General features: G+C 37.1%; 9 protein-coding genes. 3 read left to right on the top strand and 6 right to left on the bottom strand.

Annotated features, from left to right (window positions below; all coding sequences use genetic code 11):
- Positions 1–111 precede the first annotated feature (111 nt).
- Positions 112–279 carry a hypothetical protein gene (locus tag ESU54_RS17845; RefSeq protein WP_160113284.1) on the bottom strand — a complete coding sequence of 56 codons (168 nt, stop codon included), beginning with the start codon at positions 277–279 and terminating at the stop codon, positions 112–114.
- Positions 280–523: 244 nt separating this feature from the next.
- On the opposite strand from ESU54_RS17845, the gene ESU54_RS11465 reads away from it, so the two are divergent.
- Both ESU54_RS11465 and ESU54_RS11460 read left to right on the top strand, forming a co-directional pair.
- Positions 524–802 carry a hypothetical protein gene (locus tag ESU54_RS11465; protein ID WP_111844844.1) on the top strand — a complete coding sequence of 93 codons (279 nt, stop codon included), beginning with the start codon at positions 524–526 and terminating at the stop codon, positions 800–802.
- Positions 803–1,310: 508 nt separating this feature from the next.
- Positions 1,311–1,634, top strand: a complete 324-nt coding sequence (locus ESU54_RS11460; RefSeq protein ID WP_111844846.1) for a hypothetical protein — start codon at positions 1,311–1,313, stop codon at positions 1,632–1,634.
- A 68-nt stretch (positions 1,635–1,702) separates the two neighbouring features.
- Here the strand turns inward: ESU54_RS11460 and ESU54_RS11455 are convergent, their stop codons facing one another.
- From ESU54_RS11455 to ESU54_RS11445, 3 genes are all read right to left on the bottom strand, one after another.
- A complete protein-coding gene (locus ESU54_RS11455; protein ID WP_111844847.1) occupies positions 1,703–2,587 on the bottom strand; it encodes a tyrosine-type recombinase/integrase in 885 nt (294 codons plus the stop codon).
- Positions 2,588–2,589: 2 nt separating this feature from the next.
- Positions 2,590–3,507: a tyrosine-type recombinase/integrase gene (locus tag ESU54_RS11450; protein WP_111844848.1), complete on the bottom strand. Its 918-nt coding sequence runs from the start codon at positions 3,505–3,507 to the stop codon at positions 2,590–2,592.
- Positions 3,508–3,584: 77 nt separating this feature from the next.
- Positions 3,585–5,204, bottom strand: coding sequence for a hypothetical protein (locus tag ESU54_RS11445; protein WP_200830111.1), 1,620 nt, complete (start codon positions 5,202–5,204; stop codon positions 3,585–3,587).
- Between the two features lie 113 nt (positions 5,205–5,317).
- On the opposite strand from ESU54_RS11445, the gene ESU54_RS11440 reads away from it, so the two are divergent.
- Entirely contained in the window at positions 5,318–5,683 is a 366-nt protein-coding gene (locus tag ESU54_RS11440; RefSeq protein ID WP_111844921.1) for a helix-turn-helix domain-containing protein, read from the top strand.
- A gap of 88 nt (positions 5,684–5,771) precedes the next feature.
- Here ESU54_RS11440 and ESU54_RS11435 read toward each other — a convergent pair whose 3' ends face one another.
- Both ESU54_RS11435 and ESU54_RS11430 read right to left on the bottom strand, forming a co-directional pair.
- Entirely contained in the window at positions 5,772–6,134 is a 363-nt protein-coding gene (locus tag ESU54_RS11435; RefSeq protein WP_146744002.1) for a hypothetical protein, read from the bottom strand.
- A gap of 5 nt (positions 6,135–6,139) precedes the next feature.
- Entirely contained in the window at positions 6,140–16,543 is a 10,404-nt protein-coding gene (locus ESU54_RS11430; protein ID WP_146848126.1) for an RHS repeat-associated core domain-containing protein, read from the bottom strand.
- Positions 16,544–16,548 lie beyond the last annotated feature (5 nt).

The raw sequence follows: 16,548 nt of genomic DNA, 5'->3' as shown, positions 1-16,548 counted from the left end.
TTTCCTAAATGATTGCTCAACCAACAGTTTTTCACGTAGAGCGGTTCATCTCTCCTGGCACGCTTTTGACCAAAATTGTATTTTAAAGAACGTACCGTAAATATACTCATTCTATCCACTCAGCCAATGTTTTGCGATGTCTTTTATCGCTTCGAGAACCGTCATCGGGTCTATTCTAAAAATTGTTATTATTACTACAGCAATTATCAGTAGTTTCCACCAGCTCGGCAACGTTAATTGGATTTGGTTCTCATTCGTGTTTTTCTTTTTTTTGCCCATAATCAGCTATTTTTTTAAATTATTATATCACGTTGTTTTTATTTAACAATGTCAGTAAGGTTTTTAGGTTTCATTCGCTGTACCCTTTGCCTTGTTACATATATCTTTGGATTTCCCAAAAGTTTAATTTTTGTTCAAATAAAAAAAGGACAACAGTTTACGAGCCTTTCCCACGAAGGTAAAACAGTGGTTTCGGTTAAGTTGTGACAGTAGTTTTTTTAAGGTTGTTTTAATTCTCAACTACTTGAATAACAGTATTTATACTGCAAAATTACGCAAGGTTTCTTCCCTGTTAAAAGATGTAAAGCCAGTTTTGATGAAGGTTTCCTTGATGAAGATTTCCTTGATTTTTTTTCTAAAAACTGGGTTGATAGATTTGGAAGGTAAAGCCCTCGCAGGGCAAGCCCAGATTTTTGCGGAAAAGCAAAAAGCCCCTGTTCTTGCCCTGCTCCCTTACAGCCGCACAGCACTACAGCCACCAAAAGCCACGGCAACAGTTTTTGATTTCGTCATTGATTTTTAAGTGGTAAAAACCGTTGCAAAAAGTGGCGTGGCAGTAGTGCTTTCCAAAGCTATATTTACATAATTGGGCATTATAGAACAGCCGACTACAGCCGAACTCTGCCCAATCTTTTCTATAATACAACTATGTAAAATAGCCGCTACGCCCAACGCTCACTTCCGAACTGAACAATAAACCTTTGAACTTTAAACAAAAGACAAACTGGGTGTCGCTCTTTGCCGCTGGGCAAGCATTCCGATAAGCGAAGCACCGCCAACGCTCCTTCCATCGCTGTACTTCACTTATCGGAACGCCCAACAAAAAAGGCCCGTCCGCTCGGGTTTTGCCCGAACTTCAGCGGATTGGCTTTTTTGGATTGTATTCCCGTAAGGATTTTCCATCCGAGTGGGATTGACGTTTTAAAAAGATGAAGATTTAGGCGGTGGATTTTTGAGCGCAAAGGCAATCTTCGGCTTTTAAAAATGATAGCCACTTATGCGGCGATTGAGCATAAATATTAACAATCGTAGTGCGCTGGCAGCAGCGTGGGCAAAGAGCGTTGGCAGAGCGGACATTTTACATAATAGCAGTTATAACTACACCCGCAACAATAAAGAGCGCCGCAGGCAACCAAAAGGGAAGCTATTATAACTACTATTATGTAACTTGGCTTGGGATGGTTTTTATGGCGGATTTTTTGTTTTGTGGCGTTGGCGCAGCTCTTTACTTTTTTAAGATTACAGCTTTCTTTAAACAACTAAATTTTCTTAAAAAAGTAATGTGCTGTTTGTGCGTTGGCTACAAAAAATGTGACATAAAAACCATAGAAGTGGTGGCAAGCGGAACAGGATAAAAGACAGGGGATTTTTGCCTTTTCGGCAATAATCTGGCTTTTATCCTGTGGGGATTCAGACGGGTTTTTCATTGCAGTGGATGGTACATTTCAACGGACTTCTGTAATTCTTCCAGATTGCTCTCTTGGTATTTTTCGGTGCTGCTGATGTATTTATGCCCTGCCATATATTGTACTTTTCTAAGATCGTATTGTTTTAGCCAATTAATAATAACACTACTCCGCAAGTGGTTTGTACTCTCTAATTGTGGATTGATCTTTTGCAGCTTTTTGATATTCAACATCAACACATTGTTTATCTGCTTTGGAGCATCAAAAAAGTGTTCTTCGGATATGCTTGTGTAGTTGTGCGCCAACATCACTGGACGTACTTCATTTATATATTCCAACAACGGGAGCAGCTGCCACGATTGCAGGGGCAGTTCCCGTTCATTGCTTCGCAAGGTACTGGGAACGTTTAACTTTCCTTTGTAGAGATCAAAGTCTTCTTCTCTTAATTGTTTTATGGTAGTGGCATTGAGCCCTTGATAAATCATTAGACCGACAATGACTTTATTTTTCTTTGCATACAGTCGATGGTTTGAGCACCGTATGTTTTCCGTTGGAAAACGATAGTACATATCTTCCAATTGGTCATTGCTCAGTGGATTGTAAACGACTTTATTAATCGCTCCTCTCATAGTAATATCCTCGGTCGGGTTTGTTGTGGCGTGATAGATTTCTAAAAAACTATAGTAATTTTTTAAAGTCGCTAAATGGTTGCTGATGGTCTGGGGCTGGTATCCTTTGCGTTTTAGATAGGCGATGTATTTCAAGAAGATTTCATAACGCATTTGAGTGATTTCGTTTCCTGTTTTCTTGCACCAACTTTTATATAATTGCAATCGTTCCTTAAAATGGTTTTGGGTATTTGTGGTGTAACCTTCACGGATTAGGTATTCTGTATATTCCATCTTTATTTTTCGTTTAAAATATGGGTATAAATTTGTGTGCTTTCTAAACTACTGTGTCCTAAAAATCTTTGTATATCTGTTAATGGCATTCCACTTTGTAAAAAATGCGTGGCGATACTGTGGCGCATCGAGTGGGGCGTTAGCGCCAGTTTTTTGAGTTCGTAGTTATTGGTTGTTTCAATGATGGTTTGTAAGTAATTACGGATGGTTGTATAATGCAGTTTTAAAGAGCGGTCTGATAAAAAAAGGTATTTGCTCTCTGGTGCTTTCTTAAATTTATACCGCTCATCATATCTGTATGTTTCCAATATTTTCAGATTGTAGGCATTGATGGGAACATAGCGTTGTTTGTAATTTTTCCCTTTGGCCACAAAAATGTAGGCTCGTTCATAATGGATATGTTTCAGCTCGATGTGACAGACTTCTTGCGCCCGTAGTCCAAGACTATACAAACACACTAATAGTGCTTTGTGTGCTGCTCTATATTCCTCTTTTGGGTGGCTCTCGTCTGTAGCTTTGAACATCATTTTTATCTGGTCCAGTGTAGCGACTTTTATAATACTATCATTTGCCTTTTCCCTTTTGATGGGAAGGACAAAAGGCATTGCTCCGTGCTTTTTTAGATATTCCCTAAATTTTTTTAGTGCTTGTTGATGTTGGTTTAAATAGGCATTGCTTAATGCGCCGTCTCGTGTCTTGCTTGGTCTTTGTTGCAAGTGTGCATAGTACATCGTGATATGTTCTTTCTTTATATATGCCAGTTGGTTGATGTTCTTTTTTTCAAGATGGTAGAGGAACTCGCAGAGCATTTTGGGATAGTTGTTTTTCATACTATTGCTGTAGCCCAATACATCGAGCCATGCTTTAAATCCTTTTGCCAGTGCGCTGTAACTATCGTTTTGTAAATCGTTTATGACCATAATTGTAGCTTTAGAAAACTATGCCCGCATACCCTTTTTGGTGGAACTGTGGAACGGTCGGGCTAAACGTTTGATATTTATTTGGTTGACCGTTCCACTTTGGATTTGGAACGCTTTGGAACACTGGAACACGGCGAGTCGCCGCAGACAGATTTTTTTATATGCTCTAAGCAGTCATCCAATACCGTTTGTATCTGTGCTTCCATTTGTTGGTATTCCTTTTCGTCTGTGACTTGATATTGGTTAGTTTGCTTGTCTTTCTTCTTTACTTTCTTAATGAGGTAGCTATCTTCCAATTGCCTGTGGTAGCGCCATTGTGAGGTCTTGGGAACTCGTAAAGCTTTACGGATTTCAAAGGCGTTAAATTGTTTCTTTTTCTGTGATTTTAAATATGTCTTTACATCTTCGAGGTAATTTCTACAGCTGCCCGTGAGTTCATCACTCTTTCTTAAAAGCACATCTTTTAGCAGATAATTTGCATTTTCTATATCTTCAATCGTTACCTCAATATATTCTTCTCCTGTTTTTTTATCGAACTTGCTTTCCCTTTGGAACTGATGGTAAAAAGTAACCGCCTCAATAAATTGCAGGTAATGTGAGTTTGTTCTTCTTGGTTTGAATACGGATTCTGGTAATACCAATTTTTCCGCAAAAGGATTGATGATTTTTACGGGCTTTAAAACGCGCTGGACGTTCTGTAAAAATTCCTGCACTTCTGTTTCTTGGTGCGGGTTGATGTTTCCCGAGGCTGCCCGCCTCTGGTAGTCCATTATCTTTTGGTCCTGGGCATTGCTTTCGTTTAGGTAGAGCAGAAAACTACGGTTTGCGTTATCTTCATAAATACCCTCTTTGGTGGTGCAACCGCCAACGCACACGGGGCCTTCCACTATTAAATGTTCTGTTTTTGTCTTGCCGTTGCTGTCTTTGCGTACAATGGTCTTTACTATTTTCTTTTTGGTCTGTAGTTCACGTAAGGGATATAATGCACCTACAAAACCGTCCAGATCCTCGATGATGATAATTTTATGGGAGAGTGCTTTTCTTTCAAAATAGTAAAAGGCGTTGTCTGATAATGTTGTGATACCGATAATATCTTCTGGCGGCATACATTCACTTACTTTTTCTTGTAGGTGGGTTTTTCCCGTTCCGCTGCTCCCAAAACTGATAACGTGCAATGGCTGTTGCTGCTTTCTTTTTGTAAAAACTAAATACATTATTTGCCTATTGATGTCCTCGCCAATAACACCACTTTTTCCAATAAGATCATTGGTCTTTTCTAATAGATTGGGTTCCTTTAAAAAATTGATGGCGGTTTCTTGTTCTTTGGTGGTCAGTTCTATGGTAGTTGGCTTGGCTCTTTCTTCCCGTTCTTTGATCTGCGATAGCCTGTATTTTTCAAGTTCCTCTATGAGTTCGTAAAAGGATGCAGATATTAAACTTGCGCCGATCTCTAATTTTTCTGCGCACTTTTTTGCAAACCTGTCGAGCTGGGTGTCGCTGTATAAATCTAGGTTGTGCCTTAGCGGTGGGCGTGCGCTTTTGTTGAGCTGTACTTTTAATGTTCCTCGCAATCGCTCCAGTGCTTCTAACTTGATACCGCCCAAGACTGCGATGCTCACAAGGTCGTTTTTGTAGGTTAGGTGGAGTGGGTTCTCTGTATTTAGCGCAGCCATATTATTTTTTGCCTTATCAATCAATTAAGCAAATTTATATATATTTGCCTTATTAAGCAAATATAATTTTACAAACGATGTCTAAATTGATAAATAGGGCTTTAAAACGTAGCTTTGTTGTAACATTAAGCAACAATATGAAAATAGGCGACAATATAAAGCGGATTCGAGAGGTAAAGGGTCTTTCTCAAAAAGAGGTTATTACAGCCATTGGGATGGGGGCGGCTCAATACTCACGCATTGAGAACGGCAAGACCGATCCATCTATATCTACGGTAGAGAAAATTGCAAAGGCTCTCGGTATTTCTATGGCGGAGCTCTTTACGGGTGTGGAAGACCTAAAGGAAGTGCACTCGCTCGACAAGACTTTGATGGAACGGGTAACGCTTATCGATAGCCTTGACAAGGAGGAACAAAAAACCATCTTTACCATCCTTGATGCCTTTATCTCCAAAAGAAAGTTCAAGACCACTCTCAAGGGAGTGCTCAACGAGATGGATTGATTTTTAACAGATTTATTTAAAAACTAAGGACAATATCATATAGATCACTATTCCTAAAATTAGTGATACAATTATCTCGTTTCTAAGCTTATTTTTTGACATTAAAACCTGATTTAGTTATTTCTTTAGTATCGAATATTTGTTTTTTTAAGTTGATTTGATTTTTTTTTGGGTCTTCTTTTGAAATTGTTATTTCGTAAAAATTACCTATAAATCTTTCACTCCCATCAGAATCAACCTTACTAGAACCTTCATATAAATGGTTTTCATAATAATATTTATACTTTACATTATGTACAGTATATTTTGAGATTGAGATTTCATAAACCATACCTACTACCGATACAGGATTTTTATTAATCTCATTTACATAATTATATCTATAAACCATAAGTACCGCGAACAGTAATAAAACTATCAGAACTACGTATTTTTGGCTATCTGATTTCAAATTGATTATGGCTTATCATCTTTGTTATCACTTGTGCTTTCAATCTCTTGCCCTACTACATTAGTTCCTCCTTCTAAAGCGGTATTGCCTAATGATTCCATAAAAGTGCCTAAAGATGGGGATAAATTAAATAAATCACTTCCAGCATTATTAAGTTCTTTGCTAAGACCAGCTCTGGTTGATCCCAAGGTGATTTCTAAAGCAGTTGTTTGAACACTATTTGTTGTAGGTCCATTTTCAAGTGTAAAATTGGTATAAGCTTGTGCAAAAATTGATGTCCAACCACTAGATATTGTACTTAAACCAACATCTCCATAATCTATATCATCAAGACTAAAACCATGCCCTATATATTGTCCAAAAAAGCTTGATGTGCCACCTACTACGGCTGCGCCTGTAGAATTAATCGTAAACCCACTACTTAACGCACTCTGCCAAATTGGGGCAGATTCAGCAACTAAAGCAAGTTCACCAACAACAGCTGGGGCGGCTACTGCTGCGCCTATTATCACTGCTGGCACAGCCAATGTTCCAATAATTACATTCCCTGGATCGAAACTTTGATAAGAATCATATGTGTTTTTACGGTGCTCCGAACTTGCAGAATGATTCAGGGCATCAAGAAATACACTATTACTGCTTATTGTTCTGCCTCTAATTTCGTCAGAATTAATACTATGCTGTGTCGTAACAGGCGTACCAAATGATAGCGGGGAACCTTTAAAACTCTCATACACATATTTCGTTACAAAATAGCGATTGGGTTCTCCATTTCGAATAATATAAATAGCTTTGGTAAAATTGTCAAAATAATAGTCATCCTTTCCGTCAGGATCTTTGAAAATAATTGGATTATTCCTTGCAAAAACATAATTTGATTGGTCAGCTTTCGGTTTTTTGTCTAAAGCAAACCATCTCCCAACTCTAGGGTCTAGCATTCTCGCACCAAAATCGTAACTATTCCCTTCCCCTTTGATTTCATTATCAAGCTCCATCCCATTCATACCATAACGATAGTCAGGCGTATTCGCGTGCCTTCCCGGCTGTAACATACCAAATGGAAAATAAGAATTATACGCCTTCACATCTGGGTTGAAGTATTGTAATGTGCTACCAGACAAGGTTGGTATCTTCTTATCTGATACCACGGAGAGTACATTTCCTAAGTGATTGCTGAGTTCGTATCTTCTATCTCCAATTTTTCGTCCATAAGTGTAAAGAACCAACCCGTCATCACTAAAAATACTAGCCGCCCAGAACTCATCCTGTGCATTAATGTCCATTTCAATGGATCCTAATTTACTTATAGGTTCGCCAATTCCTTCCTGTAATGAAAAATAATCTTCCAAGGTATTATATTGGGTAGTCAATCTATAGTTAAGATCTCTAATCTGAAAGCGGGTACTGCCAAAACCACCAATTAATGAATGTTCCGTCACGTCAACTGGATCTGTAGAGGCATAACTTTCCGTCAAAATATTTATCCCATTATTCTGTGAATATGTACTGTCGTTTATCTTTAATCTTGCCAAAAGATTATCGTTTTCAGGATCAAAATTTGTATTTATTTCAAAATCGATCCCTTTACTTAATACATCAGTTTCAGAAATACCATTTTGGGAAATTATATTTATCAATTCTCTTGTTTGGCCTTGGGTGATTGAAGTTGTATAAAAATCAGCATAATAGGCACCCCCCGAATTTCTTATAAATAAATCAAGCCTGTTCGCCCTAGATAGCGTGTCTGTTGCACTGTTCACTTTTGTATTGGCAAAGGCAAATCTCCCTATCTTAAGAGAATCATTCACGGGAATAGCATCCAAAAGAATAATTTTTGCTGAAATTTTATAATTGATAGGAGAGTGGTCTGTCTCATTATCAATATAACCAGCATACCATGATCCTTGGGTTCCATTGTCCAATTGAAGTGCTAATGGACTTGTACCGTCGAGCCCCGAAATATCTATGTCAACACTTGCGATATTCTGTTCTTCTATGCCCAATCTACTACTTCCGTAGATATGTTGTTCTTTAACTCCTATACTTGTAAAAGTATGATTGGCTATATTTTCTTCATCGGCAAGCGTCTCTATCACACTCAGCACATTTCCTTGGGCATCGCGTGCATAATGGGTGCCTCGAACTTCATCTATGGAATTATCTATAACTTTTTTTACTATACGATTGCCAAGCCCATCATATTCAAATTGAATGGTCTCAACTATTTCGCCAAATGAATTGTCTGCATATTTATTTACTTTGTCCACTTTACCATCTACACGCCAATCAATCCTAATTTTCTCTGCCTTGTCCATAATTAACTGCCCTAGCGCATTATAAATATAATTATGGGATTGCGGATTGGTTTCATTATACGGAACACCTGCAATTGTTTGGTCCTCAATATCAACCGTAAAAGGATCCCCGCTAACGTTGTCTTTAACAAGATTAAGACGGTTAGAACCTTCCTTATAATTATATTTAAAGTCGTCCATAGCTATTGGGGGACTAGTAGGCGCGGACTGGTTGAATACTTTTCTTAAAAGTGTATCAAGGTTACCATTTCTATCGTATCTGTAATCTGATGAATAACTGTCATAAATAGTACCTGAAAATGCAGAACCGGCAATACCAAAAGATCTCATGGAATTTATGCGGTTTAATTGATCATATTGATAATTATTGATCTGTGTGTTAAGCATTTGATTACCAGCTTGTCTTAAACTAGTAATCATTTCTTTTATATTTCCATTATACAAATCCTTATCGCTATGTTGAATATTAGAATTATTAGAAACACTTAAACCTCCATTTGTAAAAGATGTCGTTGCTCGTGGGCTGTAATCATCATCAAAATAAGAAAGCGAGTATCCAAATGCATCTTTTGCAATTAAAGGATTGAAAGTTGTTGCATCTTTTCCAAAATCATTGTCTGGATTGCTGATGTACTCTCCGTTCACTGCCTTGAGCCATCCTTGAAGGGTATAGACATAATCCGTTCCCTGAACTTTTTTGTCGCCTATTTCTGTTCTAGCCAAAGGACCGTGTTGATAATATTTATAAGAAGCATCATTTTCCCATATAGCACCGTCTTTTGATGTTGAAACAGAGGTAATTCTGTTGTCGGCATCATAATTATATTTATGTATAAATTGATCTGTCTTACCTTTTTGATACACGACATTGTTTACATTCCCACTTATGAGGTCATATTTATAATCTATCTTTTTAATATGTTGTGAGGATAAGGAGTTATTGCTTTTTAGCTCCGTATAATAAGTTGCCAAATTCTCAACGTTTCCATGGATGTCATAATTGTAAAAAATACCATTATCGAAAAATCCAGCTGCTACTATTTCAGGGTTCAAAAATTCATTATAAAGAATACCTGTAACTCTATTTCTAGCGGTCAATTCGTTATAGTTATCAAATAAATCATCCGAATTCTGGATTGGATCTATAGTCGTACTTATATTGGCTATAGGAACTGGAGAATCATAATAGGTCCTTGTTACTTCCCGTTTGTTCAGAAGTCCATCGAATCCATTTACAGGAGTTACGTTATAATTTAATTTTCCATAATTCGAAATGCTATAATCATCGAGGGCAGGCAAAACTTCTCCAGCTTCCACAATTCTGCCTAAGGCGTCATATTTGGTGTAGCTAAATTTTTCAATTGGCTCAATATCGGCGCCATAGTCTATTAGCTTTAAGTTGTTGATTTTGGTATTATTATTAAACATCGCGAAGTCGATTCGCATGGGCTCTCCCGGATGGGATTCTGTAAATGTCGTTTTAAGAACTCCATTTTGGTACATTTTTATCTGCCCGTTGATGCGTTCAACCTTTAAAACATCGCCAATGGAATACGAGAACGAAGGAGAAATAGTTGGATTGTTTTTTTTGGAAAACGACACCTTTGGATTTAAACCACTTAAATAAGTATAAATAAAGTAATCAATAGTACCATAGGTATTTGAGGCTGGTGTCTGGGGGTAAACCACTTGATTGCTGGCATAGCTCAATCCCAAATAAATCAAAGTATTTTCGGTATAATTATTAAGGAGGGTACGCTCTACATAGCCATTGCCTTCCAATATATCAATACCATAGCCACCGCGCCAGTTATTTCCACTTTTTGTAATGGTATTGCCATTTTGGGAAAATGCAAAACTACCAGGATATTCCTCTGCCAAAATAAGCTGTGGATTCTCATTGCTCTGCTCAGAGTTTTGTGAAGCAATAATTCTACCCAAATCGTCATAGCCAAAGCGGGTTTCACCTCCATCTGGTGTTTTTTGCCAAACTAATTGGTTCAATGAATTGTATTGATATTGGGTACGATATGCATGCTGAGGCAGAGTTGTATTACTGGTGTTATTAGCAATATCTGCGTCTATGGCAGCATTGAGGGTTGCCTTTGCATTTTCGTCCATTCCCTTCCCTAAACGTTTCACTCCCTCTGGAGCTATTGTTTGGATAAGGTTTCCGGCTTGGTCATAATAATATAGCGTGTATTGATATTCCTTATCTGGATAGCGCATGGTGTAATTTTCCACCGCATTACTTATGGCACCATTAATATATCCTGTTTCAAACTGTTGCCTGATGGTCTCAAGATAATCGAGGTAGTTTTCTTGGGCATAGGCAAGCGTAATATTGCCCAATAACAATTCACAAGGATCATCGGGCTCAGGAATCTCAATGTCTATGTGAGGAATCATAGGAGCGGGTACACATAATACATTTTCGAAGTATATTGTATTTACATAATCTTGCCATGATTTAGTTGCTGGATCTGTAAATCCATCAATTATGGCGATCATATCATTTTGTGGTGTCTCTGGATCATCATAACCATAGTTCAGAAGCGTGTCCCCAAACTCACCAATGGATAAATAATATGGGTGTAAGGTGCTATCTACCCCTTTTGTGGTTATGTAGTATAGATAATTATCTGTAATGTAGGCATAGTTCATGCCACAGAAATATTCCTCATTAAAAAAGTAAGGTTCCTCGTATCCAGCTATAACACTCGATACGTATATGTCAGAAGAATTTTGTTGCAGCCCCAGCCCATTTATATAAGCGTCAAATTTTTCATTACAGGATTGGGGGGCAACGGTTTGTTGGGTGCAAGGGCAGGGAGGCAATTCATTATCACAAACCTTAAAATAAAGTTCTTTATAACTAATCGTTTCACCCGATTGTTTTGGATTATAAAATCCAGATTTTATTGGGATACTCTGAGGGGAATTTGATGGATCTTGATAACTGAAGTTAGAATCATATAAGTTTAAATAGTAATAGGGCTCGGAAAAATCGTTTGAAATTCCTGTATTAAAAGAAATGGAATTAATATGTTGAAATTCATTAAAATCTATTTCAACATTGCCACTTTCACGGAAGTGATAAAATATATTTAGTTGTGGAAAATAAATTCCAGAGGTATACCTATCAGGTCTCATTGGAAGAAAAAACTGTCCATTTTTTACAAAAACGGCCTGATCTGGATTAAAATTAGAATCTTCATAAATTAATCCATTATATAAAAAGGATACAGTAAATAACTCCTTTAAAAAATCTGTATATTCTGGAATTGAACCTAATGCAATTACATTATTTGGATTTGGTATTACTTCATTTAACAGTGCAGTATAATCATTTTCAAAATTTTGTTTAATTTGATTGACATCGAAACCTGGACAGTTAAATAAGTCACTTGAAATATAACTGGATTTCTTTCCCAAATAATAATTTGAGATATTTAAAATTTGCTGGGGTACAGAAAATGATTCAGATTCACTCTCTTGAATAGGAATCGGATTTAAAAAACCATTGTCACAATCAAAACTCCATTGACTACCGCAAATATTAGTTGTAGTTGAATTCGTGGAATAATTATAATTTTTATAAATTAAAGATTCTTTATGATAGTTTACCCCTGATTGTTCCTGAACTGTAATTATAGAACCATAAGAGAAAGGAGAGTAATCCCAAAGAGGAATAGGAGGTATTTTATAATCTAAAATATTAAAAAGCTCAAAATCATTAACGAGTAGAGGTATAAATACATCACCAATAATTAAACCAAAATAGTCATTATTTCCTACTTCATCAGTTCTTCTTATTGAAGTGTTTAGAATATCCGTCTCAGAAAAAATTGTACCACAAGAATCAACATTTTCATAAATCGGAATTTTTCTAAGATAGTCTAATATGGCTTCACGTGATGACCAAGAAACAGCGTTCAATAAAGGGACTGAATTATTCAAAAGAACTGAATAATTATTTTTCCCGTATATCATTAATTCATTTATCGCTGCATCAACATAATTTTGATAATTTTCGCTTCTATCATAACAAAGGGGGTATGGATTAAAATCAGGAAGAGACGATGTTTGGCTGGGATCTGTACAAACCCAAGGACAATCCAACCGCAAGCATGTACTCCCTTTAAAAACAAACTCCTTAACCACTCCACTAATTTCCACTTTCCCCAAAATTTCGAAATGATATTTATTGGGGTCTATTATTGAAGTATCGTAATAATACTGTGACATCTCAATAATTTTCCACGAACTGCCGTAGTTACCCCAATTGTGGGAAGAGTTCCAATTTGGGCTAAGGGGCAGGTCCAAAACTATTGGGCTATTGCATTCCCCGGGAATGTTGGTATCTATGGTTAATGAATTGGAAGTGATAGTTCCATTAATATTTACAGGATCTGGAATTCCTTGAGCACCCCCAAGCGCCTCAAACAGCCCAGGAACAAAATACGTTCCTGTATATTTCATGCCGTTGGTACTAAAAATAGCTCCCACATCACCATCTGAAAATAAGCCATCCAAAAATATTTGTTGGTAGAACTGCATGGCGCACATACCAGTTTCTGCAAAAATATCCTCTTCACTACTTGATAGGATTTCTTCCAAAAATATGGTTGCATCATCAGCATATTGTTGAGAATCGTATAAATAGTCAATCGGCACAAATCTTTTAATTTTGAAATTATACGAATCCCCTGCTATAGTGCAGAGCGATGAAGCACCGTCTCCACTTATAAAGCCACTGATAGTAGAAGTATCATAATTGCTCAATACATCCAATATATCTTCCGAGCCACTATACCCTCCCAAGCAATGGTTGTGTACTCCTTCGTTTTGAGCATGGATTGTAAGGAATACATAATACAGCCGCTCTTTTAAACCAAAATAGGATGATTTGTACTGATGCCACAGTTGATCTTTTTTTTCTGTACTGAGTGCATCTATTGCAGTTAATAATGCACTATAACTGGAGGGAATAGGATATCCGCTGCCATTGGAAAGGCTTCCGCATTCTGCAAGAACATACGCTCCCTCCAAAATTGAATATCCGCTTGCCTCATAGTCTGTTCCTATGGCATATTGCATTAAATTAAATCGTGCTGTTTTATGAGCTGCGATTTCTCCAGAAAAAGATTTGAAAAAGAATTCATCGCCATTCATTAATTCATATTCATTTGAACTAAAAAAGCCTTTATTGTTTTTTGCATCATCATAGGTGGTAATTCCATTAAGATATGTGGTATAGTTATATGAATTTAGTTGATTGTTGCCGTTTTCAGAATTACTTATATCTTCAGTATATAATGTATATTTATATTCGGGGTGGTAAGGTACTAAGGCCGCAGCCCAATCATTGTCCCAAAAAGCAAGAAAGTCTACAACATTCACCAATTGCTGCGGAGTTATTCTATTTTCTGAATCTCTATTGCCAGTATATTCCGGCAGCCATTCGCCATTCTCAAAATGCAATTGTATTAAGGCCTCGTCGCCATCAGTTTGGTAACTTGGTATTGGGTGTTTCCAAGACCAGTTTAGGTTTGGATCTGCAGGATTATTGATGGTGCCGTTACGATAAAGGATATTATTATTATTAAAAACACTAAGAGGATCTGTTATTTCTCCATTTGAGTCAACTGCGTCATTGGCGTATTGTCCTCCTCGGTAAAAATCTGCAATCAAGATACTTTCATATACATTGTGAGTATCAACTTCCTGACATAATTCTTCAATAATGTGATAGACATCTGTAAGATTGTCTATTGCGGCAACCACTTGATCATAGATTTCAGGATCCAAAGCTGTATTGGCAATAATTTGTCCTCCAGTTTCTATATATGGGGCGGGGTTTGTACCAAATAGCGTTTCAAGATTTGACTTTAGATACACATTTAGCTCGTCATCTAAAACACTGCAATCTAAATTATTACAGTTTATCTCCAACATAAAATCATCTATATTCAAAAGACATCCTCCTTCTTGACTGGCACTTTCAAGAAAACTTTCCCAATGTTCTTGCAATGCTTCTTTACTTACCCGAAGGTCTTTATAGATTTTATACTCATCGAGATTTAACGTCTCTTGAATATTTATAATCGTATCGGTTACTCTTTTCTTACTGATTTCCGGAAATGCTTCCCCGCAATCGTTTTTTAAACTGAGTACAAGGTCATATTCATAAGGAAATGTTTCGGGGCATTCGGGAAAATTATATAGACTTGAATTAGCCAGACTATAATCAAACTCATAATCTGAATTATTCTCGATAACAACTATGCTCTTGTTTAGCTTCAATCCGTCGAAGTTCATTCCATAATTTCCTGTGGTATATTTAATGTTATTGTCTTCTTCCGTATCAGGTGCGTTGGGGTTTAGTTTATTCAGAAGGTCTCCAATCATATAGCCATGTAGCTCTTCTTCACTATCAATCTCATCTTCCAAAGCTACCAGATTAGCAGGATTTCCTCCAGCAAGTGCCGTAGCTATTGTACGCCCCTGTGGATCGATATAATTTACACTCACTTGACCATTGGGATCCACCACCACATTCTTCTTATAATGGCTCAATTTTCCTACCTGAAAACCAAACAATCTATTCAATTCGAAGGAAGAGTTGGGCTGCCCATAGAAATATTGCATTTCATGGTCACTTCCCAGTTGATGGGTAACGCCAACGCCACTTTTTCTGCGAATCCTTCCTGTATTGTCAGGCGTATATTCAATTTGAGAAAAGGGATATGCCTGTGTCGGATCTGTGGGATCTACAGATGATGGTACAAAATCCTGATATGTATTGGTTCCGGTGGTAGATTTGTTATAGTATTTTGAAGCACCCTTTACAGGGTTCATGCCATTTAATTCAACCTCACAATCTTCATTTACCGCATCAAAGTCAAAATCATTATAGGTATAAACATCGCTCGTTGGGTTTAAATTAAAATCCTCATAATAGTGTATATTGTTGTCTCCTGTGGGGACGGGGAGTACCTCAACTGCTGGCCTACCTTGAGCATCATATATTACTTCTCCGGCAATGGCATTGTTGTCACTGTTAATTTTTGTTACAGTTTGTCTATTTCTTAGCGTGCCATCAAAATAGTTAATCACATCCTTTCTTTTCCCGCCCTCTGCATAACTGGACTGAAACTGCCAGTTTTTTTTATTTTCGTGGGCGACACTAATTTGTATTTTGGACCATTCGGAAACATTCTGAGGAGCTGGAAGTCCACTCCAAGGACCGTATTTGTATGTTGAAGTTGAAGTCAGGAACCTTCCTATGGCTCTTACCCTATAAATTAAATAGCCTTGGGAATAAATCAAGGGAATGGTATAGGAGGTTTCTTTTGTCTGAATCCTTGTGCTATTCAATTCAAACTCTCTATTGGTCATACTTATCTGGGATGCCGTCTGATCATAATTATCTACCCAAGTCCATTCTACATCATATTCAATGGCTCCTGGGATTCCTGAACTTTGCCAATCTATTCTTACGGCATTTGTTAACGGGGTAGAAGCTGGGGTGGGAACTGTCGAAGAAAGTTCATAATATCTCTCTCCTCGAAAACCCAATAATATATAAGCGTTGTTAGGAGTACTGATAGTACTATTGTTGGGATTATAAGAAGTGTAGCTCAAGATTTTGACTCTTATGCCATATTTATTTTTAATCTGATGGTCGATTAAATCCGTAAAATTCCCATATAACGAATTGGGATTGTATTCAACCGTAAATGTTTTGTTATATTCAAGACTTGGTTGCAGAATACCAGCTGAATTATAGGGAGTAATCTTTGTAGATAAAACAAGTCGATATGGTATATATGGTCCCTGATCGTTATCTATGTAAACTTTTATATAGGCATCAAAGTTTTTGGTAACATGACCTCCTATTGAAACCTCGGGATCGATAAAATCAATTGGTGTAGTAGGTAATGAAATGGTATTTATTTGAATTGGTCCACCAGAAGGGTTGAAATCAAATTCCTGACCGTAAGAATTGTATATAAATAGAATATTAAATAAAAAAACCAGCGTATATAAAAGTTGGCGGTCGTGGATTAACCAGGTTCTTTCGCTTCCCATAATAA

Origin of the sequence: Aequorivita antarctica, from assembly GCF_007997155.1 — a bacterium.
Lineage (GTDB): Bacteria > Bacteroidota > Bacteroidia > Flavobacteriales > Flavobacteriaceae > Aequorivita > Aequorivita antarctica.
The sequence above is the reverse complement of the archived record's forward strand: the minus strand, read 5'-3'. Positions and strand labels throughout refer to the sequence as shown.